This is a genomic window from Oceanobacillus sp. GQ8, assembly GCF_059758495.1.
Window position 1 is genome coordinate 387,441 of record NZ_JCAXEV010000002.1, and the last position, 25,255, is coordinate 412,695.

Consider the following 25,255-nt stretch of genomic DNA (forward strand, 5'->3'; position numbering starts at 1 on the left):
TTAATATTCCTCCCTAAACTTACGAGAGATGTATCTTGCCAGTAAGTTCATAATTAGGGTGAAGACAAAAAGTGTCATGGCAACAGCATAAAGGCTGTAATATATAGTCGATCCAGCAGGGGCTTCACCACCGGAGACTTCAACAATGTATGCAGTCATGGTTTGCATAGATTGTGTAACATCAAAAGTGAAGTTCTTTGAGCTACCACTTGCAATCGTAACAATCATTGTTTCACCAATTGCTCGGGATATCCCAAGAACGAAAGATGCGATAATTCCTGACAGTGCTGCTGGTATAACAACACGGAAGGTTGTTTCCAACTTGGTTGCGCCAAGTGCTAATGCACCCTCGCGCATCGCATTGGGTACAGAAGTCATTGCATCTTCAGAAAGGGAGGCGATCATCGGAATAATCATAACTCCCATTACAATTCCTGGACTTAGAATGTTTGTTGCTTCCAGTGTAGGAATAACCTTTTCTAGTACAGGGGTTACAAAGGTGAAAGCGAAGAATCCATAAACAATCGTAGGTATTCCTGCTAACACTTCAAGTATGGGTTTTAAAACTCTTCTAACTTTGTCGGTTGCATACTCACTCAGGTAAACAGCGGTCATAATTCCTATTGGCCCCGCTACGAGCATCGCAATCACGGAAGAAATAATCGTACCGTTTATTAAAGGTAATACTCCGAACTCAGGGTTTTGGCTTAGTGGCTTTAAAACTGTCCCGGTAAAGAACTCAGTAAAGGGTACCGCTTTGAAAAATGATATTGTTTCAGTTAGCAGGGTATATACAATGCCTATTGTAGTTAAAATCGAGATGGCTGCGAATAGAAACAGAAGTCCAGGAATCATTCTCTCTGTATAGTTGGACATATTGCGTTTCTGTTTCTTCTCGTCTATTAAATGCCGAATAGAACTTTCCTTATTTAAATCCCCGTTAGGTGTCATGGGATCGCGATCCCCCTTTCAATTTCCAGATACGTAATGATGTTACTTGTTCTCTTTATAAATTTTATTAAAAGTCACAATAAGATGAGAGCATTGGAAGCTCTCATCTCAAAGTGGGTATGTTTAATTTTTAATGAACATTTTATTTAAGTGCTTCTAGTTCTTCAATTAGTGTTTGAGCTTCATCCTCAGGAATAGGGGCGAAGCCTGTTTCACCAGCGAATTCGTTGACATTGTTCATTACATATAGTGCGTAATCAAGAACTTGTGGTTTTTCTTTTGCTTGGTTTACATTTAAGTAAGTAAACACTGGACGTGTGAAATCTGCATAGTCGCCATCTTCAGCAATCGTATCAAGTGAAGGTTCTACAGCGCCGTTACCGAAGTCTACGTTTACTGCTTGTAATGAATCCTGGTTGTTGATATAGTAACCAAAACCGAAGAACCCGATAGCGTTGGGATCATCTGCTACTAATGTAACAAGTGTTGAATATTCTTGTTGTAGGTTGATATCACTTACTAGATCTTGTTCTTCAAGAATAGTTTCATAGAAGAACTCATAAGTTCCGTGATTTTCGTTAGGGCCTACAGGATTGATTTCTTCATCTGGCCATTCAGGATTAATATCAGACCAAGTTTCTACCCCGCCATCAGCAAGGAAAATACTTTTAATTTCTTCTGGAGTCATTTCAGTAGCCCAGTCATTGTCAGGGTGGATAACAACTGTTAATCCATCCAATGCGACCTTAAGCTCTTTTGTTTCAATACCAAGCTCGTCCGCTTTGGCTTGTTCTTCATCTTTAATCTGACGGGAAGCATCATTGAAATCTGTTCCGTCTTCTACAAGGAATTTTTCAAAGCCAGCGCTTGTACCTGCGCGGCTAACTTCAACTGATACGCCTTCTTGTTCAGTTGTCATATATTCTTCAGCAAGTCGTGACATTAGAGGGTAAACCGTACCTGAACCGTCAATTACGACATTTCCTTCTAATTCTGCAGATTCGCCTTCTGCGCTTGCCTCCTCTGAAGATCCGCTTTCAGATCCATTGCTTGTTTCTGAACCACTCTCATCCTCTGAGTCTGATCCACAAGCTGCTACAACAACAGCTAGACCTGCGATAAGCAGAATCATTAAAAACCTTTTGAAATTCATATGAATTGTCCTCCCCTTCATGCACTAATTAATTTTTGAAAGATTTTCTCTCTCAACTGCTAGTATAGTAGGGGAATGTTAAGTGAGTATGATCAGAATGTAAAGGTTTTGTAAATTAGGTAAAAAGTCCTTAGTAGATTAATAACGCTTAATGTTATAAGCGAATGAGAAGAACATGAGGGTGCATAGTGTGTATAATGGGGTTGCTACTAATTATGAACGCGCTAGTAAAAGGGTATAAAGAATAGGAGAGCTAATAATGAAATTAATCGCAACAGACTTGGACGGAACACTATTAAACGCAAAAGGGCAGGTAAGCTTAGAAAATGCCAGAGCAATTAGAAGGGCGATAGATCTAGGCATAAAGGTAGTTGTGGCCACGGGTAGGTCCTACGGGGCGGCAAGAAAGCCTTTAAAAGAAGTAGATTTAATTGCTCCAGTAATTTGCTTGAATGGAGCTAATACATATTCGGAAAAGATGGAACTGCTAAGAGAAGCACCATTAGATAAATCTACAGCGCGCGAGGTTCAATTGCGCTGTGAACAAGAGGGCATTTACATTGAACTATTTACAAGTGATGGAGTCTATTCAACTAGTAGAGAAAAATTTATACAAGTAATGATAGACATATTGCAGACAGCAAATCCTGATATGTCAGAGGAAGATATACGGAAAGATGCAGAGAAACGGTTTCAGAATGAGGAAGTTCATTTTATTGAAAGTCACGACTTGCTGTTTGAACGTGAGTTTTTACAAATTCATAAAATACTCGCCTTTTCACTAGATAATAAAAAGCTCAAGGATTTGCATTCAACCTTTGATTCTAATCCTGGTTTGGCAATCACTTCTTCAGGTGAGGTCAATCTTGAATTTAATCATCCTGACGCACAGAAAGGTATAGCTTTGGAAGAATTAGCAAAAAATATGAGAATTGAAATGAAAGATGTTATGACATTAGGCGACAACTTTAATGATGTAAGTATGCTTAAAATGGCTGGCCGTGGCGTTGCAATGGGGAATGCGGTTGAAGAAATCAAGGCGCTATGTCAATATACTACTAAACCAAACGATGAACATGGCGTGGCATATGCAATTGAAGAGATGTTAAAAGAATTGTAATGCAAGCTATGTATTAATGAGAGGTGTGGTGAACTGTGCAACCATCCTATGTTACGAGTAAAGAAGCGTTAAGACGATTTCTTCTTGAAACGCAATACCTACTACCTGATGGGGATCGGGAAATTTCTGTGATACAAATGATTCGAAACTTGGAGTGTGTGCAGCTCGATCCTGTAGCCTCTGTCGAGCGCAATCAACACCTTGTTCTTATGGCACGCATTCCCAACTATCAACCGGATATGCTTCATCAACTACTGGCAAAAGAGGAACTGTTTGAATACTGGGCGAATGCTGCATGTACGATACCTGTAGAAGATTACCCTGTATTTAAAGCTGTACGTTCCCGATTACAAAAGCTGGTTCAACCTGAACTTGAAAAGCTTTCACCTATTGCCCGTCAGGTTCTGGAGAGGCTCAAGGATGAGGGGGAGCTACCATCCCGTGCCTTTCGATCAGACGAACGGGTCCATGGTGGCTGGGACACGGAACAACCTAAGACAAAGATAACCTCTCGGGCATTAAATTTGTTGCTTGATGCAGGAATCATCCGTGTCGTACGAAGAGAGGGATCAGAGAGATATTTTCATCTAACGGAAGAGAGTCTGCCATCATGGTTATTGAACCAAGCTGATAAAATAGAGGTAGAAGAGGCAGAGCGCGCATTGCTAGCAAAATATATTCGCGCGTATCGTGTGATAGATGCGCGTGATCCCAGGTTTGGCTGGCAAAAGCTTAAAGCAATGGAAAGAAACCAAGCCATGGAGACGATGGTAGCTAGTGGGGAGGCCATCCGACTTACAATAGAAGGAATAAAAACAACGTACTACATATTGGCTGAAGATTTGGACCGACTCAAAAGACATGAAAGGACACCGAATCCGTTTTCCATCGAGCATGATGATGTGCGTTTTTTGCCACCTTTAGATAATTTGCTTTGGCGACGTGACAGACTTGTGGACCTATTTGATTTTACCTACCGGTGGGAGATCTATATCCCAAAGGAAAAACGGCAATACGGTTACTATGCCATGCCAATTCTTATTGGAGACCAGCTTGTTGGAAGAATGGACCCTGGTCTTGATAGAAGTTCCAATCAGCTGCATATTCGTCAGCTCAAGCTAGAACCAACTATAAAGGTAACAAAACAGCTTCATGGTAACATTTGGCAAGGGTTAGAGAAGTTCGCTGCAGCCCACTACGCAAAAGGGATTACGTTAAATAAGAATATGTGCGACATTTAATGTATTTAAAAGGGGGCCAAACGCTTCTATTCAACTCAAACCACATGTGATAGACTAGTAAAAATAAAGTGAAACTTCAATCAGTGGGGGGTGTTCTTTCCCCACTGATTGTTAGTTGAACGAATCGGGTGTTAACGCCCGTTTACTCCCACTTTATGTTTTGAAGGGGAGTCTTACGGACGCTTTCACCGGGATAAGAAATGGGGAAGGGGATAGTGATGGCTGACAAGGAAGCATTAGACAGGGCTACAGGAAGCACTGAAGTAAAACAACTAGATTTCCGTTTGGGGGCTTTTGGAGCAGCGGTACCTTTATTGTTCTTTGTAATATGGGCGATTACTACTAGCGTGCTTCAACTTTCATCGGAAATTGGCCTCGTTCTTGGTGCAGTAATAGGATTAACATTAGGATTATTATTATCAAAAAGTAAATGGGAAGACTATGCGCAGGGGATGTTTGATGGGCTTGCCCAACCAATCGGTGTGATTGCCATGGTGGCCTGGTTTTATGCAGGGATGTTTGCACAAATCTTACAAGTCGGAGGATTAGTTGAAGGACTTGTCTGGATCGGGGCAGTTACTGGTTTGACAGGGGGTCTGTTTGTTGCATTAACCTTCTTGCTTGCTGCTACCTTTTCAACGGCAGTGGGGACAGGCTATGGAACAACCGTGGCATTTTGTACGCTAATGTATCCAGCTGGAATAGCGGTGGAAGCAGATCCGGTTATGCTGTTTGCAGCAATCCTTGCTGGAGCAGTATTTGGAGATAACTTAGCACCAGTGTCGGATACGACGATCGTGTCTGCCACGACTCAGGAGGCTGATGTCCCAGGGGTTGTACGTAGTCGTTTCAAATATGCTATTGGAGCAGCAATCCCTACCATTATATTGTTTGCCTTGTTTGGTGGAGGTGAAAATGCAACTGCGGATCAAGCTGCTATTGGGGCCATGATGGATCAGACTAATCCGAGCGGACTATTAATGCTTATTCCATTTGCACTTGTATTAATTCTGGCCCTTTCCGGCCAACACTTGATTACATCTTTAACATGGGGGATTATTCTAGCTATCCCACTAATTTGGGTATTGAAGTTAGGAACAATAGGCCAAATTATTTCATTTAATCCGGACTCAGACAATGTTGTAGAAGGTGCTTTAATTGAAGGGATTTCCGGTTATGTAAACATGGCAATCCTCATCCTGCTTATTGTCGCAGCTGCTCATTTATTAAAATTGGGCGGAACAATGCAGGTGATCACAAAAGGACTTGTGAAGTGGATTGGGAAATCTGTCCGAAAAGCTGAACTCTCCATGTGGGGAATTGTAGCGATGATGAATAGTGCGATTACCATTAATACAGCTGCTGAGATAGCGGCAGCACCTTTTGTTAAAGAACTTGGTGAAAAATACCGTATTCACCGATACAGAAGAGCAAATATGCTGGATGCTGTTACCTCTGCATTGGGATACATTTTCCCGTGGGGTGCACCTGTTCTTTTAGGTTGGACTACAATTCAGACGATGAAGGAAAAATATGAGTGGCTTCCTGTTGTTTCTCCAACAGAGGTTTTCCCGTTTGTCTTCCAGGGTTGGTTCCTTGTGATCGTTATGCTAATCGCTGCCTTAACAGGATGGGGATTGCGTTACGAAGGGAAAAATGGGGAAGAAGTAAAAGAAAGACCATCAGAATAACTTTGAGGACAAATAATTCAATAAAAAGTTGTGCCAATTCCGCGCTACGGAAAATACTACGCTTTCCGTGGGCACGGCCTCAGCCTCCTCAGAAGCATAGGTCGCTTCTTCCGGGGTCTTTGGACTCGTGCTGTTCCCACTGGAGTCTACGTTTTTCCTCCGCTAAGTAGAGTTTTTTACCTAATAGAAATGCTGAACGAATTAGTTTATAGCCAAAAGGGCTTTGAATGTTCGTTCGGCATTTGTTTTTAATGTTTTCTGGCCACTCCTATCTGTTGTTGTTTTATTGATTTGTTATTACTTTGGTTATAGTTAGTTTGAGAATTAAGTATGAAAGGGTGATCGTATGAAACCGGATATTGCGTATAAGCAGCCGAAATCTATTTTGAATAAAGGAAACGGCTATCTCTCTGGCTATAGCCATTCGCTTAATCCCTATGTGGGCTGTACCTTTGGCTGTTCATTTTGTTATGTTCGGAAGCTGCCTGTTTCTTTGTTCAAAGGAAAAGAGTGGGGGACATGGGTAGATGTAAAACAAGAGGCAGAGAAGGTTTTAACAAAAGAACTGATAAGGGAAAAGAAAAAGGGAGAAGTGACTATTTTTATGTCTTCTAGTACTGATCCATATCAGCCAGTAGAACGTAAAGAGCGAGTCACAAGATTTTTACTAGAAACGATGGTAGAGAATCAGCCCGATTTTCTATTCGTTCAAACGAGAAGCCCGTTGGTCAGACGTGATATAGATATATTAAAACAATTTGGAGACAAGGTACGAGTCAGTATGACAATTGAGACAGATGATGAAGCAGTCCGCCAACATTTCACCCCTCAAGCCCCTAGCATATCCTCAAGGTTAAAAGCATTGGAAGATTTGAAGAAACATGGTATACGGACACAAGCAGCAATTGCCCCTGTTTTGCCAAGCACAGAAAAATTCCCCTCTCTTTTAAATGGTATAGCAGACCGAGTATGCATTGATGATTTTTACATGGGAGATGGTAGTGGTGGTAAGCGGACAGAACGATTAGGGATCTTTGATTTATTTGATGACATCGATAAAAAGAATTGGACTGTGGATACCGCGTACAGGATAGTGGAAAACAGAATGTATGAAGTATTTGATAATGAACATGTCTTAATTAGTCAGGAGGGGTTTGCCCCATATTAACTATCGGCAGATTTATTGTGTACCACTTCCATTTCATGAAATACTAGTAAATAAGAAGATATTATAATGGAAAGGGGATTGACAATGAAACTGTTTTTAATTGGAGCAAACGGACAAATTGGCAATCAGGTATTGGAGCAAATAAAAGCTAATGAGAAACATTCAGTTAAAGCAATGGTAAGAAAACAAGAGCAACTTCAAAAATATCAGGACGCAGGAGTGGATGCCGTACTGGCCGACCTGGAAGGAAGCGTAGGTGATTTAGCTAAAGCAATGGAAGGGTCTGATGCGGTCGTATTTACAGCTGGATCTGGTGGTAGTACAGGTGATGACAAAACCTTACTGATAGATTTAGATGGAGCTGTTAAAGCAATCGAGGCAGCAGAACAAAGTGGAGTGAATCGGTTTGTAATGGTAAGTGCCATGCAGGCCCATAATAGAGAGAACTGGCACAAGGATTTAAGAACCTATTATGTTGCCAAGCATTATGCAGATAGAATGCTTCGGAACAGTAATTTAAATTATTCCATTGTACGTCCAGGGTTATTGTTAAATGAGCAGGGTACCGGTAAAGTAACCCTTGCGGAAAACCTAGGTAAAGGATCTATTCCACGTGAGGATGTTGCAAAGCTTGTTATAACGGCGGTGGATAACGAGAAAACCTATTATCGCTCCTTTGATCTAGCTTCAGGTGAACAATCTATCGAACAAGCAATAGAATCATTATAAGGAAACAGGGGGCAGCCGAATGATGGGCTGTCCTTTTTCTCTCTATGTGTTATTTAGTGTGCTCTTTCTTTTCTACCAAATAGAATGCCTAATGTTAGCACGGATAAGATCGGTGCAAGTGCCACTAGCGCTACCATCCCAAACCCATCAAGCAAAGGATTTGTTTCACCGATTTCTCCTGCAATACCAACAAACATAGACAGAATAAATGTAGCAGTCATCGGCCCAGTTGCAACTCCCCCTGCATCAAATGCTATGGAAATAAAGGCCCTAGGGGAGTAACGCATCATAAGGAAGGCTGCTATGTAGCCGGGTAGAATGAAGACCCATAAAGAGATGCCGATAATAAGGCGAAGCATGGCCACTGCTACAGAAAGTCCCACCCCAATAGAGATGGTATACAGAAGCAGTTTTTGCGGGATATATCCCCTCGAAGCCCGTTCCACCTGATGGATTAATACATTGACAGCTGGCTCGGCATAGGTGGCTACAAATCCCAATAGAAAGCCAATCGGCAGTAGCAACCAAATAAAGTCATAAGTGCCAAGTTCTGCTCCAATAAGCCTCCCGATAGGTAAAAAGCCAAGATACACACCTTGAAGAAACAAGGATAGACCTAAAAAGGTGAAGAGGAAGCCTGTCATAATAGGTATGATCTTTTTAATTGAAAGCCGGAAGAGTTGCACTTGAAATATTAAGAATAGGAAAAGCAATGGAGTTAAGGCCGCTCCAACCTCCAACATCGTTTGCCCGAAGCCTTGAAATAGATGGAAATTCATCCGTACACCACTCCTAATAAAAGTACGGCAATAATGGGACCAATGGAAGCAAGTGCAACAAGCCCGAACGCGTCTTTGGAAGCAGTATTTCTTTTCATAACAGATGCCACTCCAACGCCAAGTGCCATAATGAACGGTACGGTTAAAGGACCTGTGGTTACTCCGCCGGAATCAAAAGAAATAGGGACGTAGGAAGGTGGAGTCAGGCTTGCAAGTAGAAAAACAATCCCATAACCAGCTAATAAAAGATAGGCTAAGTTCATCTGGAAGATAACGCGGAGCATCGCAAGACTAATAAAGATGCCGACCCCGAGTGAAACGGACAAAAGTAACACGGGTTTCGGTATGGCCCCTTCGGAAACAATTTCCACCTGGGATGAGAGGATTCTCACATCAGGTTCAGCGATCGTAACAACGACTCCTAATAAAAAGCCAATCCATACAACAACCCACACTTTATTTGTTCTAGGTAAAGTCGAACCAATCATCTCTCCTAGGGGAAGCAGACTCATATTAACCCCGAGTAAAAATAAAATTAACCCAACACTAACCATTATAACGCCTAGAATAAAGGGCATAAATTGTTCAAAAGGAAGCTGGATTATCGTGAATTGCAACAGTGTAATGACTATCGTAATAGGCAGGATAGAGAGTAGAACTTCTTTTACGGTCTCTTTCATCGTTATCCCCCTCTGTCTATCTGGCCTTTGTATTTTAAGTTGTCCCTTAAAAAGCAGGCATTTCTATTTATATTCATGGACAAGCATTTTATTACTGACTATGCGCTTTAAAAACGGAAACCGTTTAATCCATTTTAACTATTTTCAAAAAAACGTTAGTTTGCTATTGAATAATTATCCATTATATTGCATAATAATTCATAAGATAAGCAAAGATGAAGGAGTGTTGTATAGATGGGGAAGGAAAAAATTGTTTTAGCATATTCAGGTGGATTGGATACTTCAGTAGCTGTAAAGTGGCTACAGGATAAATATAATTATGATGTGATCGCTGTAGCATTAGATGTCGGAGAAGGGAAGGACTTAGAATTTGTTAAAGAAAAAGCGTTAAAAGTAGGTGCGATTAAATCCTATGTTATTGATGCAAAAGAACTGTTTGCCAACCAATTCGTATTACCTGCTTTGAAGTCGAATTTGCTTTACGAAGGAAAGTATCCTTTAATTTCAGCATTATCCCGTCCGTTAATTGCCAAAGTCCTTGTTAACATTGCAGAAAAAGAGGGAGCGATTGCGGTAGCACATGGGTGTACAGGAAAAGGAAATGACCAGGTTCGCTTCGATGTAGCATTCACAGCATTGAACCCTAGCTTGAAAATCGTCGCGCCTGTTCGGGAATGGGCGATGTCAAGAGAAGAAGAAATGAAATACGCGAAGGAAAACGGCATTCCTGTACCAGTCGATATTGATAATCCGTTTAGTATAGATCAGAATTTATGGGGACGCAGCAATGAATGTGGCGTACTGGAAGATCCATGGGCAGAAGCACCTGAGGAAGCCTATGACTTAACAGTCAACCCTGTCGACGCTCCAGACGTTCCTGAAACCGTCCAAATAACATTTAAGGAAGGTACCCCCGTATCACTTGATGGGGAAGCATTATCATTAGACAAACTAATTTTAAAGTTAAATGAAATAGCCGGAAAACATGGTGTTGGTCGTATCGATCATGTAGAGAATCGTCTTGTGGGCATTAAATCAAGGGAAATTTATGAGGCGCCAGCAGCCCTTACCTTGATTGCTGCGCACCAGGAGCTTGAAGCACTGACATTACCACGTGAGGTGGCGCAGTTTAAACCGATTGTGGAACAAAAGTTGGCACAGACTGTCTATGACGGACTTTGGTATTCGCCATTAACAAATGCTCTAAAGGCTTTTATTGAAGAGACACAAGCCCACGTATCTGGAACAGTAAAAGTGAAACTGTATAAAGGGCATGCACAGGTGGTTGGCCGTGAATCGGCACAGTCATTATATGACTTTGACTTGGCAACATATAATGCTGCAGACGCGTTCGATCATAATGCAGCACTTGGCTTTATAAAACTATGGGGACTACCCACAAAGGTTCATTCCACAGTAAATCAAACGCATGTGAACAAGGATGAAGCCATTGAAAAGGCGATTTTGGATGTTAAAGAAGCTGTTAAACCATGAAGCTATGGGGAGGAAGATTTACTAAACCAACGAATCAGTTAGTCGATGAATATACAGCGTCCATCCATTTTGATAAAAAACTTGCATTGTATGATATTAAAGGTAGTCTAGCCCATGTGGCGATGCTGGAAAAATGTGCGATCCTCGGTGAGAAAGACGCAAAGGATATTTCAGCAGGTCTCAAGGTGGTTCTAGAAAAGATAAACAGTGGGGAAGCAGTATTAAGTGAAGAACAGGAAGATATCCATATGAACGTGGAAAAGCTGCTTATAGATGAGATTGGTCCGGTCGGTGGTAAATTGCACACAGGCAGAAGCAGGAATGATCAGGTAGCACTTGATATGCGGCTTTACTTACGTGATGCCCTGATGGATATAAGTCAGTTATTGGCTGCATTGCAGGAGGCTTTGCTTCAACAGGCAGAAGAAAATAGGGACACCGTTTTACCTGGCTATACTCATCTACAGCGAGCGCAACCCGTGCTGTTTTCACACCATATGTTAGCGTATGTTTTCATGTTGCAGCGAGATGTAGAAAGACTCGGTGACAGCTGGAAACGTGTTAACAAATCACCACTTGGAGCAGGCGCTCTTGCTGGTACTACCTTTGGAATTGACCGAAAGTTTGTAGCAGATCAATTGGGGTTTGATGGTATATGTGAGAACAGCCTTGATGCGGTAAGCGACAGAGATTTCGTTGTAGAGTTTCTTGGGAATGCGGCACTTATCTCCACCCACTTATCAAGGTTGTGCGAAGAGCTGGTGCAATGGTCTAGTTCCGAATTTAACTTTATTGAGTTAGACGATGCTTTTTGTACAGGTAGCAGTATGATGCCACAAAAAAAGAACCCAGATGTAGCCGAACTTGTACGTGGAAAAACCGGTCGTATATACGGAAACCTGATTGGTATGCTGACAACACTCAAAGGCCTTCCGTTAGCATACAATAAAGATATGCAGGAGGATAAGGAGGGCATGTTTGATACAGTGGAGACATTAAAAGGGGCTCTTGCTCTTTTTGCCCCAATGATGGAGTCGATGCATGTTAAGCGGGAAAATATGTATGAAGCTGTACGAAATGACTTTTCTAATGCAACAGATTTAGCTGATTATCTTGTTGGAAAGGGTATGGCTTTTCGAGAATCCCATGCCGTAGTGGGGGAGATCGTGCTTCATTGTATCCAACATAACAAGTATTTACTAGATATGACACTGGAGGAGATCAAAGAATTCTCATCCATTATAGAAGAGGATGTATTTGATTACCTGACACCAGAGGCTGTAGTGAATGCGCGAGACGTTGCTGGTGGAACAGCAAAGAAACGAGTGGAAGAACAAATCACGATAGCTAAAAAGGATTTACAAGATACGGAAATTCGACTTTCGGAATGGGCGGAACAAATTCATTAAGAAAAACTGTCATTGAGGTTTTAAATGTTCTGCTTTGTTTTCTAGTCACCTATGTGCTAAACTAAAGGAAATCAATAGATGAATGACTCTCAAAGGGGAGTAGCGGGTGGAAATGGTTAACCATTTCCATAATAAAAGTCGTCATTACATGGCTCTTGCCATCGGCTTTATTGACAGTAAACTGTTCAGCGAGACCTTTGCCTAATTATAGGCAAAGGTCTCGCTTTTTTTATACATTGGAAAGTGAAATTTTAGCCAGGAAGCAATGACGACTTAGTTAAGATGTCCAAGTATAAGAAAAACCAAACTCATTCGCTAAAGCGCGAGGCGAATGCTAGTTTTTCTAATAAATATTTTCAGTATACTCACAGTCATTTATTTTCGTAACGCGTCAATACTAATTGCAGGAAGGAAGATATGATGGACTATTATCAGAAAAAATCAGAAGATGTGATGGATCAGTTTAATACGTCTGAAAACGGACTAACGAACGCAGACGTAAAACAACTGTTAGATGAGAAAGGTTATAACGAAATTGAAGAAAAAAAGAGAGATCCAATTTGGAAACTGTTTCTGGAGACATTTAAGGACTCTATGGTCATTGTCCTTCTAGTCGCAGCAGGAATCCAATTGCTCTTAGGTGAAGTAATTGAATCACTCATCATCTTCCTCGTACTATTAATCAATTCGGTTATTAGTGTTGTGCAAACAAGAAAGGCAGAAGGATCCTTGGAAGCCTTACGAAGTATGTCCGCGCCAGGTGCCCAAGTGATTAGAGACGGCACAAAGCAGTCCATTCCTGCACGAGAGCTCGTGCCAGGAGACATTGTTTTCCTTGAGGCAGGGGATTATGTTCCTGCAGATGGAAGGGTGCTAGAAAGCGGGTCTTTAAAAGTCGACGAAGGAATGTTGACTGGGGAGTCGGAAGCTGTTGAAAAAGAAACGAGGACGATTAATGAAGAAGTAGCTCTTGGGGATCGGAAAAACATGGTATTTAGTAGCTCCCTCATTGTATATGGCCGTGGAAGTTTCGTGGTCACGGGGACAGGAAAAGAGACAGAAATTGGTAAAATTGCTGGTATGATTGAAACCGCGGAGGAAAAACAAACCCCGTTACAGCGTAAATTGGATCGTTTTAGTAAGAAACTTGGAATAGGGATTCTGCTTCTATGTATTCTCATTTTTGCTGTCCAAGTCGGTAGAATTTGGTTTGGTGATAGTGATGCAGATACAACCACAGCTATTTTAAATGCGCTTATGTTCTCTGTTGCCATAGCAGTAGCAGCAATACCAGAGGCCCTTTCTTCCATTGTGACCATTGTTCTATCTGTCGGTACAAACAAGATGGCTCGACAGCATGCCATTATTCGTAAATTGCCTGCAGTGGAGACGCTTGGTTCTACAAGTGTCATCTGTACTGATAAGACGGGTACATTGACACAAAACAAGATGACCGTGATGGATCACTATTTACCTGGAAAGCAAAACACAGAGCTACCGGAGAATAAGGAAGATTGGGATGAAGCACAAAAACTTTTACTATACACCGCTGTGCTGTGTAATGACTCCTATATTAATGAGGAAGGACAGGAGATAGGAGATCCCACAGAAACAGCGTTAATTCATTTCGCTAATAAAGTATATGGGGGCTATGAAGAGATTCGCGAAGCATATGATCGAGAGGAAGAGCTTCCTTTCGATTCTGACCGCAAACTCATGTCCACCGTTTATACGATTGATGGCAGAAAACGTATGCTAATCAAGGGCGGACCAGATGTCATGTTTGAGCGGGCGGCCTATGTACTTGTCGACGGGGAAGAAAAGCCAATGACAGATGAACTGCTAAATGATCTGCAGCAAGCAAATGAAAGCTTTTCTGAACAGGCACTCCGCGTCTTAGCTTATGGGTATAAACGCATGAAGGAAGATCAAGCACCAGTTGGCCATGAGGATGAAAAGGATTTTGTCTTAATTGGATTAACAGCCATGATGGACCCGCCTCGTGAAGCAGTTTATGGATCAATCGAGGAATCAAAAAAGGCCGGGATCCGTACGGTCATGATTACAGGTGACCATAAAACGACCGCACAAGCAATTGGACGTGATATCGGGTTAATGAATCAGGATGATATAGCTGTAACGGGCCAGGAACTTGATGCTATGTCAGAAGCAGAACTTGAAGAAAAGCTGGAGCAGATTTCTGTTTATGCAAGGGTTTCTCCAGAGAATAAGATCCGCATCGTGCGAGCTTGGCAAAAGCGAAATAGTATCACAGCGATGACTGGGGACGGTGTAAATGACGCTCCTGCATTAAAGCAAGCAGATATTGGAATCGCGATGGGGAGCGGCACAGACGTTGCGAAGGACTCGTCAGCAATGATATTAACGGATGATAATTTTGTCTCCATTGTTAATGCAGTGGGCGTAGGTCGAACGGTTTTCGATAATATCAAGAAAGCTATCGGCTACTTGTTTGCCGGAAACCTTGGAGCGATCATTGCCATTTTATTTGCTGTTATTTTCAATTGGGCAAATCCTTTTACAGCATTGCAACTGCTATTTATTAATCTGGTGAATGATTCCTTACCAGCAATTGCGCTAGGTATGGAAAAGTCAGAGCCTGATGTTATGAAAAGGAAGCCGCGCAACATTGAAGAAGGAATCTTTTCAGGCGGAACAATGCGAGCAGTGTTGACCAGAGGAATATTGATTGGGATTGCTGTTATCATATCCCATTACATCGGTTTACAGCATTCCGATGAAATGGGTATCGCCATGGCATTTACTACACTTATTTTGGCCAGAACCTTGCAAACCTTTGCTGCACGTTCTAATGTGCAAACTGCTTTTGGTGCTGGGTTCTTCCGTAACAAGTATGTGATTGGTGCGGTAGCACTATGTTTAGTTCTTTATACGGTCACCATTATGCCATTTGCGAGAGATGTATTTTCCATCCCAGATACATTCGGTTTTCAGGAGTGGGGAATTGCAGCAGGATTATCATTGGTCGCGGTAATCTTAATGGAGATTCTGAAAAAGATAATCAACACTGTTCAGAAATAGGAAAAGAAAATAGCGATAGAAAAGGTGAGCAGTTGCATACACGGCTCACCTTTTCTGATGCTATAATAACTATATTCGCTTAAAAATGGAGTGTCAGACATCATGTTAAATTTCGGAAAGATAATCCTTCATACGATTGTGTTGATTGGGTTTTATCAGGTGGGGTTGTTGATTCAAACAACGTTTCAACTGTTTGTGCCTGGTAGTGTAATAGGAATGATCCTGCTTTTTATATTTTTATCTTTGAAAGTGATAAAGGTTACATGGATAGAAAACGGGGCTCGTTTTATCGTAGATAATCTCGCGTTCTTTTTTATTCCGGTCACCGTTGGGATATTAGAATACTATGATGTATTTGCAGGAAAAGGTGCATTGTTAATTTTAATTGCTTTAGTTAGTACGATGTTAGTCATGGGAATATCAGGGGCGACTAGTCAATGGTTGGTCCGACGGAGGGCAGAAGAGCATGATTGATTTTTTGATTGGCATAGCCGCCATTATTGGTACATGTATCGCGTATGTTTTTTCGGTACGTGTTCATAGAAAGTGGAATGTTACCATTACAGCGCCTGTGATCATTTCTACTGTACTCATTATTTGCGTGCTCTTAATATTCCGAATCCCGTATGAAACGTATATGCTTGGAGGAGAATGGATCAATCATTTACTCGGCCCAGCAGTTGTTGCGTTAGCATACCCCTTATATAATCAACGAAATACCCTGAAAAAATTGTTAGTTCCCTTAATTGTTGGCACAACAATGGGAGCTGTAGTGGGAATTTCCTCAGGTGTCTTAATGGCAAGATGGGCGGGGTTTGAGGAAACGATTATTTATGCTTTAACGCCTAAATCGGTTACGACTCCTGTTGCCATGGCAGTCACGGAAACGCTGGGAGGCATCATTCCACTGGCAGCAGTATTTGTAATGTTTGCTGGAATTGGTGGTGTCATGATCCATAATCTTGTATTTCGGTTATTCCGTTTGGATCACTACCTTGGAAGAGGGGTTGGGATGGGCAGTGCATCCCATGCAATTGGTACAGCAACATTAATGGAAGATAGCCAATTAGAAGGATCTGTGAGTACAGTTGCCATGGTAATGAGTGCCGTGGTGGTCTCTATTATCTCCCCAGCTCTTATCTCGCTATTATTATAATTTATGAAACCCAAGTCTACTATCGGCTTGGGTTTTTTGTATACATAGTGACTAAAAGTCTAGCGAATGCTAGCTTTTCTAATGTCGTTTGTTTAACCATAAAACACCGGACTTCGCCAGTCTTGGCAGGAGGCCTGTCATCGGTTTCTGCATCATGTTACCAAAACCATCGGACTTACCTAATGATCCTAGTGTCCCTTTTAATTTTATTTCCTTCGGTTTTTTCGGTTCTTTATCGTGTAAAACAGCTAGTAAAACCTCTGCAATTTGTTCCCCTTGCTGACCAGCAAGCTGAGCGCTTGGAGAGTATTCAGACGATGCACAATCCCCGACTACATAGACGTTTGGATGATCTGGCACCTGATAATAGTCATTCAGGATGACCTTTTCCTGTGTATCCTTCTTAAAAGGAAGTTCTCTTACAAGGTAGTTCGGCTGTACACCTGCTGTCCAGATTGTTACATCGTTAACATAACATACACCATTATTACAAACCCCATCTTTTTCGACGTACTCCACGTTGGAATGATGTAAGACGTCTACCTCGTTTTTCACAAACCATTCTGCAACATATTCTTGAATTTTACTATCGAAGGCTTTTAATACAGAGGCCCCACGATCAAGCAAGCGAATGTTTAAGTCTGGTCTGCTTTCTCTAATTTCTGAAGCTACTTCGATCCCACTAAGTCCAGCTCCTACCACGGAGACTTTTCCATAGGCTTTTAAATTACAAACCGCAAGCCCTGCTTTTCTAGCCTTCTCAAACGTTTGTACACTATGAGTGAATTCTTCTGCTCCTTCTATGCCATGATAATTGTCTTCACACCCGAGTCCAATAACCAAATAGTCATAGGATAGAATCTTACTAGAATCCTTGAACGAAATCTGTTCCTTTTCCGTGTCAACCTTCTTAATTTCTCCATAAACATATTGAACGCGGTCATCATCTGGAAAGCTTAAACGAACGTCCTTCTCTGCAGATGTCCCAGCAGCTATCGTGTAAAACTCTGTTTTAATAGAATGATATGGATTTCTATCTACTAGGGTGATCTCAATAGATTCCGGTAACTGATGCTGTAATAATCCCAGAACTACTTTTAATCCCCCGTATCCTCCACCTAATACGACCAATCGCTTCATAACAAAACCCCATCTCTAAGTAAAGAATAAATATGTATAGTTCTATTTTAGCGAATATGTAAGCGTATGTCACCATAAGACTGAATTCTTCACAAATCGACATATCCTATATGCTATACTACGAAAAAAGGAGGGGTTTTCATGGCAGAACGAATTAGTACAGCTATTCAGGACACCTATGATGAAAAATATTCCTGGTGTTACGGCTGTGGGAGATTAAATGAACAAGGCTTACAAATAAAGACGCGTTGGGAAGGGGAAGATACCGTAACGACCTATCTTCCGCGCGCAGAGCATGTGGCTATACCCGGCTTTGTCTATGGCGGGGTGATTGCTTCTATTATCGATTGCCATGGCACAGCTTCAGCGGCGATGGCCCTGCATCGGAAAAATGGTTTTGAGCCAGGTGAAGGGCCAGAACCTCCACGGTTTGTTACGGCATCTCTTCATATTGACTATCTTAAGCCAACCCCACAGAATGTTTCGCTTACTGCAGTCGGTAAGGTAGAGGAGATACACCCTAAGAAGTGGCGGGTCCGTACGGAATTGTTTGCAAAAGCTACACTTTGTGCAAAAGGGGAGGTTATTGCAGCGATCATGCCTAAAACCTTTATGGAGTCTGAAGGTTGATCAAAAAGTGAAAGGATGTTTAGGTGAGATTTCCGTTTGCAGATATTTCAATATGGCGAAAACGAAGTAAGGCAGGCATCACTTAAGTAATAATTGGAGTTGTTGCATTATCCATTCAGGCAAACCGTGGTTTTCCTCTGCAGGATACCTTAGATTATATGTATCTTATTGTAAGCTTCTTGCCAGCTATAGTTGGGTTACTTCAGTTTTTGAAATATGCAACTAGGCCAAGAAGAGCTTACGTTACAATCGAAAAAGGGGAAATTTCAATTTTCCGTGGCCTTTTCTTTCCTCGAAAGAAAATCGCATTGCAAGATATAGAACGGTACATTTCAGTAAGTACGCTTATTATTTTAAAGTTAAATGGGGGGAAAGAATATCAATTTAATACAGATTGGCTTTCGCGAGAGTCGATCCGAGAAATCCGAGCTATTCTATCAAACGTTACAGAAAATAAACGAAAGTATGGATGAAATATTGCTGGCATAACCCAAAATTATAAAGAGATACAAAAACTACTGACAAAATTGTTGGTAGTTTTTTTGTTTGACGTTTTCCTGACATAAACCTCCCTTATAGTAAAACGTGTAAGAGACATACCAATTAAAAAATAATAGAGAGCAGGAGTAGAAATGGAATCAGAAAATAGAAGCGATCAAATTGAACACAAGAAACAAAGAAGGTGGAAAAAACCTTTCATTCACCTATTAAAGCCTTTATCGGCAGGGGTGATAGGATCAGTCCTGACCCTAACACTTTCCACCCATCTGGACACCCAGACTCAAACGGAAAATGCCACAGAAGAAGTTGCGAGCGCAACATCTGAAACAGTATCGAATATTGAAGTAGATAAAGTTTCTGCCACTTCGACTTCTATTACAGATGTAATCGCAGAGACATCGGAAGCGGTGGTGGGTATAGTGAACTTGCAAACACAGCAACAAAGCAATATGTTCAGCCGCCAATCTACCGAGGAATCAGTTGAGAGTGGGACGGGTTCTGGTGTGGTCTATAAGGTGACCGAAAACGCAGCATATATTATTACAAACAATCATGTTATCGAAGATGCTAATGAGCTTGAGGTTACTTTATATGATGGGCAGACAGTGTCAGGTGAACTAATCGGAACAGATGCATTAACAGATATAGCAATTGTAAAAATTTCCGGGAACTTTGATATAGAACCAGTAAAGATAGGTGATTCTTCAGCATTGAGGTCTGGCGATCAAGTGTATGCCATTGGAAATCCTCTAGGGTTGGATCTATCGGGTACGGTAACACAAGGAATCGTTAGTGCTGTGAATCGTTCCATCGAGGTTTCTACTTCTGCAGGTGAATGGGAAATAGAAGTTATTCAGACAGATGCGGCAATTAACCCAGGTAATAGTGGCGGTGCGTTAATTAACGCAAACGGTGAGTTAGTAGGGATTAATAGTTTAAAAGTATCGGAGGACGGTGTGGAGGGGCTTGGCTTTGCGATACCTGTTAATCAGGTAACAACGATTGTTGATGAATTAACTGCAAATGGAGAAGTGGTCCGTCCTTATGTCGGAGTTGGGTTGGCGAGCCTTGACGAAGTATCACCGTACTATTTGCAGAGTCTCCCTGAAGGCATAACAGAAGGTGTAATTATTGGCTCTCTTGATGAGAATTCTGCAGCGGCATCTGCGGGGTTGGAAAAAGCAGATATTATTACAGCTTTAAATGGAACAGTGATTACGGATCCTTCTGATTTTCGCAACTATTTATATACAGAAGTAACAGTTGGTGACAAGCTAACCATCACTTATTACCATGGTGGCGAGCAAAGAACTGCAGAAATAACGTTAACAAGTAATCAAACAACAAGTGAGTAAAGAGAGGGAGAAGATAGAATGAAGAAAGTATGGGTATCAATCGTAGCAGTTTTAGTGGCAGTAGGTGTCATCCTTTTCGTTACCTTAAGTCAAGGTGGCTATATTGCCAAAGTAAATGGACAAGAAATTAGTGAAGAGGCATTAAACAGTATCCTTTTATCCGATTATGGTGAAAGTGCCTTAGATACATTAATTACAAATGAAATTATTAAGCAGGAATTGGAAAAAGAGGACATTGAAGTCACGGATGAGGAGTTAGAGGAGGAATACAGTGAATTAGTTAATTCCTATGGAAGTGAAGAAGCATTTCAAGAAGCACTAACAGCGAGTGGTGTAGACGAGGCGATGGTTAAACAAAATATCGAAACATACCTGGCTACAAATAAATTATTAGACCCCCGTATTACGGTTACGGAGGAAGAAATGAATGACTATTTTGATGAAAATGAAGCGAGCTTTGCTACTGAAGAACAAGTAGAGGCGAGCCATATTCTGGTTGAAGATGAAGAAACGGCTAAGGAAGTTCTAGAAAAACTGAACGATGGGGAAGATTTTGCCGAATTAGTTGCAGAGTATTCCACAGATGAAGCGACACTTGAGACAGATGGAGAATTAGGGTCTTTTGGAAGTGGCGTCATGGATGAAGCGTTTGAAAATGCTGCATTCCAACTTGAAATAGGAGAGATTAGTGACCCTGTTGAAACTGATTATGGCTATCATATTATTAAGGTGACGGATAAAACGGAAGCAAAAGAAGCTGTATTTGAAGATGTGAAGGATGAAATCGAAAGTACGCTATTTGAATCAAAAGCAGATACAGAGTATAGCGTCTGGTTAGAAGAGAAAATGAATGAGTATGAGATAGAAAACAAACTAACGGAATAAGGTTGCATAATGAACTAAAGTGTTGCCTTCATAAGACTGGTTTTATTGCACAACGGTTTTAGTGTAGTTATTACCAATAGACAATCTAAGTGACAGGGCTTGTTAAATCACGTATAATTACTCTTTTAAACCATGTTAAAAGAGGAGTATTACATGACGAAACCAAATGCGCTTCCGTTTACTGTTTCAAAGACAGAAAATTTCTTTGACCGGCTTGGGGATTATGTTGGAGATGTATTTTATGATATCCTGCCGGAAAAAGGGTATGAGCTACGGGATGAACAAATATATATGGCCTTTCAACTGGAACAGGCTTTTAAGAATAAACGCACTATTTTCGCTGAAGCAGGTGTGGGAACTGGTAAAACCTTTGTGTACTTGCTATATGCGATTTGTTATGCGAGATACAAACGAAAGCCAGCGATCATTTCCTGTGCGGATGAGACGTTAATTGAACAGCTCGTTAAAAAGGGCGGCGATATTGAAAAGTTAGAAGAAGCACTAGGCCTTAACATAGATGTCCGTCTTGCCAAAGCAAGAGAGAATTATGTCTGTATGAAAAAGCTTGATCCTATTGCGAATAAAACGGATGATGAGGACATTCTCCGGGTACATGATGAGATCCCTGATTTCGTATTTGATACTGGGGCATCCATGCAATCCTTTGAACGATATGGGGATCGAAAGGAATACCCTTGGGTACCAAACGAGAAATGGGAAGAGATTGGGTGGGACCAATTACAACAGTGCTCGACCTGTGAATGGCGCCATCGTAGTGGACAAACGTTAAACAGGGAATACTATCGTCATGCTACTGACTTAATTATTTGCTCACACGACTTTTATATGGAACATATTTGGACAAAAGAATCACGTAAACGAGAAGGGCAAATGCCTCTCCTTCCAGAATCAAGCTGTGTTGTTTTTGATGAAGGGCATCTTTTAGAATTTGCTGCACAGAAAGGTCTCACATATCGCTTTAATTTTCATGCACTAAGCAGGGTGCTGACCGGTTATATGGGACAGGATGTGCGAGAAGAATCCCTTTATTTAATTGAAGATATACTCGGTTTAAACGATGATTGGTTTGACTTGTTGGAAGAGAGTGCGGTTGCTGTAGAAGGGTCAGAACGTCACGAGATAACCTTCACTGGGAAATTAAAGTCTCTTGCTGAAAAGCTTCATCATAATGTACAGGAGTTACTGGAGCAGCTTGTCTTCGATGCGGAGCTCTTTACCATCGATGACTACCATATCAAGATCATTGAAGAATATTTGGAGTTCTTCTCCTATGGATTATCGGTCCTATTGCGGGATGACGAAGGTATATACTGGCTGGAAAAAACTGATAGCGAGACAAGTCTAGTGATTATGCCGAGACTAGTGGAAGAAGTGTTAAGGAAAGAAGTGTTTTCCCAGGACATTCCATTCGTATTTTCTTCTGCTACCTTGGCACAAGGAGAGGACTTTACGTATCTAGCAGACAGCCTTGGTATCACGTCCTACGATTCCTTCTCCGTTAACTCGCCATTTGATTATGAAGAACAAATGAAACTGTCTAGCCATGTCGAGGTAGATATACTGGAGAAATTCGAATCGATTCGTAAGGACATCAAAGAGAATAATGGGAAAACTTTGGTGTTGTTTGCAACGGCTCACGAGATGAAGGCATTTCGCAAATGGGCAGACGAACAGCAATGGGACTTCCCTGTGTTGTATGAAGGGGACAGAGAGATTAGTGAGACAGTCAAAGGCTTCCAACTTGATGAATCAGCTGTACTTTGTGCCTACCATCTTTGGGAAGGACTTGACGTTCCAGGGGAAGCACTGACCCAAGTCATTATTGCATCCCTGCCGTTTCCACCAAAAGACCCTGTTTTTCAGGCGAAACGGAAGCATGTGGCCAATCCGGAGGCAGATGTAGATGTGCCTTATATGTTGCTTCGCTTACGCCAGGGTATTGGACGATTAATTCGGACAAATAACGACCATGGGACTATTCATATCTGGATGACAGAGGAAGATAAGCAGAAATACTTCGCGGAGATTCAAAAAGTATTGCCTGTGAAGATCATATAGAATGATTTAGATAAAAGTCACGCATTTACGCGTGGCTTTTTTTGAGGGGATTTTTATGTGAGCATAAAATGAAACGCCCCCGGTGTTGAGTTGATAGTTAAATGTCGCTCTATGCAATTGCCTGTATGTATCCCATGCTTAAGATAAAACTATAGGGAGAAAGGAGTGCGTTTTTCAAATGAATAAGGCTGTATTTTTAGACCGCGATGGTGTAATTAATGAAGTTTTAACAGATAGAGTGAAATTTGTGAACACGCCAGAGGACTTTTATTTGCTGGAGGGAGCAGGGGAAGGGGTACGTCTGCTTCAAGATGCTGGTTACAAAATTTTTGTTGTGACCAATCAAGGCGGCATTGGACTCGGATTTATGGATGAAAAAATGCTTCATAACGTGCATGACCATATGAAGGAACAACTGCAACCTTATGATGCACATATCGACGAAATTGCGTACTGTCCTCATAAACCACATGAAAATTGCCCTTGCAGAAAACCAAAGCCTCAGATGATTCATGATTTGGCAAGAAAATGGGATATCGACTTGAGTAAGAGCTACATGATTGGGGACCGCGAGCCAGATATTATTGCTGGTAGGGAGGCTGGAACTAAAACGATACTTGTCGGCACACGGGATAAAGAGAAGGTAAAGGCAGATTTGGTATTTGAAAATTTGTTGGAAGCGGCAAAGCATTTAACTGATTGCTTTAATAACTAAAACATAGAACATGTAAACCTGCTTTTGTGGAGCGGGTTTTTTAAATCAACCAAACTTAGAAAAGGAAAGCAATATATCCTGAAAAACATGACAACTGTCATATATGCTTCTTGACGTTTATGACTTATAAAATCTCGCTAATTTTTATATCCTATATATAAGAGATAGATCGTCATCTAAACGTAGGAGGATATGTATGAGTAAACAAAAACAGGCTCAATTAAGAAACAGTGTGAAAACTTTTGCAGGTTCAGATCGTAGGGCTAGTATTATACAACTTCTAAACACGGTACTTCCTTTCTTTTTGTTATGGTTTCTTGCCTATCAGAGTCTAGCTGTTTCCGTGTGGCTTACACTAGCATTAGCTGTTGTTGCATCAGGATTTGTCATTCGAATCTTTATCATTTTTCACGATTGTACCCATGGTTCATTCTTCCAGGGGAGTAAAGCAAACCGAATAGTCGGCACTATCACAGGTATCATTACCTTGTTTGCCTTTGAAAAATGGAAAAGAGACCATGCCATCCATCATGCTACAAGCAGTAACTTGGACAAACGCGGCACAGGTGATGTATGGGTTATGACAGTGGAAGAATACAAAGCAGCCTCATTTTGGGGAAGACTCGCATACCGCTTATATCGTAATCCATTCGTTATGTTCGGTTTAGGACCGATTTACTTGTTCCTAATCTCGAATCGCTTTAACCGAAAAGGTGCAAGGAAAAAAGAAAAAATGAATACGTATTTAATAAATGCTTCAATCGTGTTGATATATGCCTTGTTAATCTGGGCGATTGGCTGGCAGGCATTCTTGATTATCCAGCTGCCTATCCTGTTTATTTCGGGCTCTCTCGGAATTTGGCTGTTCTATGTACAGCATCAATTTGAGGATTCCTATTTTGAAAATGAAGCAGAATGGGATTATGTAAAAGCTGCCGTTGATGGAAGCTCCTATTATAAATTGCCAAAAGTTATGCAATGGTTAACTGGTAACATTGGATATCATCATGTTCACCATCTTAGTCCGAGAGTACCGAATTACCGATTGGAAGAAGCCCACGAATCCACACCACCGCTTCAAAAAGCGACGACGATAACACTGAAGACTAGCTTACAGTCAATTCGTTTTCGTTTATATGATGAGGCGAGTCGAACGTTCGTTAGCTTTAGAGAAGTGAAGGCGTTATTGAAAAACCAAAAGACTAACCTGAAGTTAAACACAGGTAAGACAAGCTTCCAGGAAGAGTAATCATACAAAACCCTTCAAGATGTCTTGAAGGGTTTTGATTTGCCTTCTTTTGGTATAGTATAGAGAA

Annotated in this window: 22 protein-coding genes; 17 read left to right on the forward strand and 5 right to left on the reverse strand. The window is 41.3% G+C overall.

Features of this window, described 5'->3' with window-relative positions:
• Both pstC and AC6CHS_RS06960 read right to left on the reverse strand, forming a co-directional pair.
• Positions 1–951 carry a phosphate ABC transporter permease subunit PstC gene (gene pstC / locus AC6CHS_RS06955; RefSeq protein ID WP_498235113.1) on the reverse strand — a complete coding sequence of 317 codons (951 nt, stop codon included), beginning with the start codon at positions 949–951 and terminating at the stop codon, positions 1–3.
• Positions 952–1,093: 142 nt separating this feature from the next.
• A complete protein-coding gene (locus AC6CHS_RS06960) occupies positions 1,094–2,104 on the reverse strand; it encodes a PstS family phosphate ABC transporter substrate-binding protein (protein ID WP_498235115.1) in 1,011 nt (336 codons plus the stop codon).
• A gap of 259 nt (positions 2,105–2,363) precedes the next feature.
• Between AC6CHS_RS06960 and AC6CHS_RS06965 the strand changes: the two genes are divergently transcribed.
• The 5 genes from AC6CHS_RS06965 to AC6CHS_RS06985 all read left to right on the forward strand — a co-directional run bounded on the left by AC6CHS_RS06965 (position 2,364) and on the right by AC6CHS_RS06985 (position 8,053).
• Positions 2,364–3,224 carry a Cof-type HAD-IIB family hydrolase gene (locus tag AC6CHS_RS06965; RefSeq protein WP_498235117.1) on the forward strand — a complete coding sequence of 287 codons (861 nt, stop codon included), beginning with the start codon at positions 2,364–2,366 and terminating at the stop codon, positions 3,222–3,224.
• Between the two features lie 35 nt (positions 3,225–3,259).
• Positions 3,260–4,465: a winged helix-turn-helix domain-containing protein gene (locus AC6CHS_RS06970; protein WP_498235119.1), complete on the forward strand. Its 1,206-nt coding sequence runs from the start codon at positions 3,260–3,262 to the stop codon at positions 4,463–4,465.
• A 218-nt stretch (positions 4,466–4,683) separates the two neighbouring features.
• On the forward strand, positions 4,684–6,156 hold the full coding sequence (locus AC6CHS_RS06975; RefSeq protein WP_498235121.1) for a Na+/H+ antiporter NhaC family protein: 1,473 nt from the start codon (positions 4,684–4,686) through the stop codon (positions 6,154–6,156).
• Positions 6,157–6,502: 346 nt separating this feature from the next.
• Positions 6,503–7,324, forward strand: a complete 822-nt coding sequence (locus AC6CHS_RS06980) for an SPL family radical SAM protein (protein WP_498235123.1) — start codon at positions 6,503–6,505, stop codon at positions 7,322–7,324.
• An 84-nt stretch (positions 7,325–7,408) separates the two neighbouring features.
• Positions 7,409–8,053 (forward strand): SDR family oxidoreductase, encoded by a 645-nt coding sequence (locus AC6CHS_RS06985; protein ID WP_498235125.1) that lies wholly within the window; start codon positions 7,409–7,411, stop codon positions 8,051–8,053.
• Between the two features lie 53 nt (positions 8,054–8,106).
• Here the strand turns inward: AC6CHS_RS06985 and AC6CHS_RS06990 are convergent, their stop codons facing one another.
• On the reverse strand, positions 8,107–8,832 hold the full coding sequence (locus tag AC6CHS_RS06990; protein WP_498235127.1) for a DUF1538 domain-containing protein: 726 nt from the start codon (positions 8,830–8,832) through the stop codon (positions 8,107–8,109).
• Positions 8,829–9,512, reverse strand: coding sequence for a DUF1538 domain-containing protein (locus AC6CHS_RS06995; protein ID WP_498235129.1), 684 nt, complete (start codon positions 9,510–9,512; stop codon positions 8,829–8,831). Before AC6CHS_RS06995 ends, AC6CHS_RS06990 begins: the two co-directional genes overlap by 4 nt.
• Before the next feature lie 234 nt (positions 9,513–9,746).
• On the opposite strand from AC6CHS_RS06995, the gene AC6CHS_RS07000 reads away from it, so the two are divergent.
• From AC6CHS_RS07000 to AC6CHS_RS07020, 5 genes are all read left to right on the forward strand, one after another.
• A complete protein-coding gene (locus AC6CHS_RS07000) occupies positions 9,747–11,006 on the forward strand; it encodes an argininosuccinate synthase (protein ID WP_498235131.1) in 1,260 nt (419 codons plus the stop codon).
• Complete coding sequence (argH, locus tag AC6CHS_RS07005) at positions 11,003–12,415, forward strand: argininosuccinate lyase (RefSeq protein ID WP_498235133.1); 1,413 nt, start codon at positions 11,003–11,005, stop codon at positions 12,413–12,415. The genes AC6CHS_RS07000 and argH overlap by 4 nt, the downstream gene beginning before the upstream one ends.
• Before the next feature lie 420 nt (positions 12,416–12,835).
• Positions 12,836–15,478, forward strand: a complete 2,643-nt coding sequence (locus tag AC6CHS_RS07010; protein ID WP_498235135.1) for a cation-translocating P-type ATPase — start codon at positions 12,836–12,838, stop codon at positions 15,476–15,478.
• Between the two features lie 102 nt (positions 15,479–15,580).
• Positions 15,581–15,952 carry a CidA/LrgA family protein gene (locus tag AC6CHS_RS07015; RefSeq protein WP_498235136.1) on the forward strand — a complete coding sequence of 124 codons (372 nt, stop codon included), beginning with the start codon at positions 15,581–15,583 and terminating at the stop codon, positions 15,950–15,952.
• The gene (locus AC6CHS_RS07020; RefSeq protein WP_106898179.1) at positions 15,945–16,634 is read left to right on the forward strand and encodes an LrgB family protein; all 690 of its coding nucleotides are present in this window, start codon (positions 15,945–15,947) and stop codon (positions 16,632–16,634) included. Before AC6CHS_RS07015 ends, AC6CHS_RS07020 begins: the two co-directional genes overlap by 8 nt.
• 78 nt (positions 16,635–16,712) lie before the next feature.
• Here the strand turns inward: AC6CHS_RS07020 and AC6CHS_RS07025 are convergent, their stop codons facing one another.
• The gene (locus AC6CHS_RS07025) at positions 16,713–17,774 is read right to left on the reverse strand and encodes an NAD(P)/FAD-dependent oxidoreductase (RefSeq protein WP_498235138.1); all 1,062 of its coding nucleotides are present in this window, start codon (positions 17,772–17,774) and stop codon (positions 16,713–16,715) included.
• Between the two features lie 141 nt (positions 17,775–17,915).
• Between AC6CHS_RS07025 and AC6CHS_RS07030 the strand changes: the two genes are divergently transcribed.
• From AC6CHS_RS07030 to desA, 7 genes are all read left to right on the forward strand, one after another.
• Entirely contained in the window at positions 17,916–18,404 is a 489-nt protein-coding gene (locus tag AC6CHS_RS07030; RefSeq protein ID WP_498235140.1) for a PaaI family thioesterase, read from the forward strand.
• Between the two features lie 158 nt (positions 18,405–18,562).
• A complete protein-coding gene (locus tag AC6CHS_RS07035; RefSeq protein WP_498235142.1) occupies positions 18,563–18,877 on the forward strand; it encodes a hypothetical protein in 315 nt (104 codons plus the stop codon).
• 159 nt (positions 18,878–19,036) lie between these two features.
• A complete protein-coding gene (locus AC6CHS_RS07040; protein WP_498235143.1) occupies positions 19,037–20,260 on the forward strand; it encodes a S1C family serine protease in 1,224 nt (407 codons plus the stop codon).
• Positions 20,261–20,278: 18 nt separating this feature from the next.
• Positions 20,279–21,145, forward strand: a complete 867-nt coding sequence (locus tag AC6CHS_RS07045; protein WP_498235144.1) for a peptidylprolyl isomerase — start codon at positions 20,279–20,281, stop codon at positions 21,143–21,145.
• A 153-nt stretch (positions 21,146–21,298) separates the two neighbouring features.
• On the forward strand, positions 21,299–23,224 hold the full coding sequence (locus AC6CHS_RS07050) for an ATP-dependent DNA helicase (protein ID WP_498235146.1): 1,926 nt from the start codon (positions 21,299–21,301) through the stop codon (positions 23,222–23,224).
• Positions 23,225–23,402: 178 nt separating this feature from the next.
• Positions 23,403–23,939, forward strand: coding sequence for a D-glycero-alpha-D-manno-heptose-1,7-bisphosphate 7-phosphatase (locus AC6CHS_RS07055; RefSeq protein ID WP_498235148.1), 537 nt, complete (start codon positions 23,403–23,405; stop codon positions 23,937–23,939).
• Between the two features lie 196 nt (positions 23,940–24,135).
• Entirely contained in the window at positions 24,136–25,188 is a 1,053-nt protein-coding gene (gene desA / locus AC6CHS_RS07060; RefSeq protein WP_498235150.1) for a Delta(5) desaturase DesA, read from the forward strand.
• The last annotated feature ends 67 nt before the right edge of the window (positions 25,189–25,255 follow it).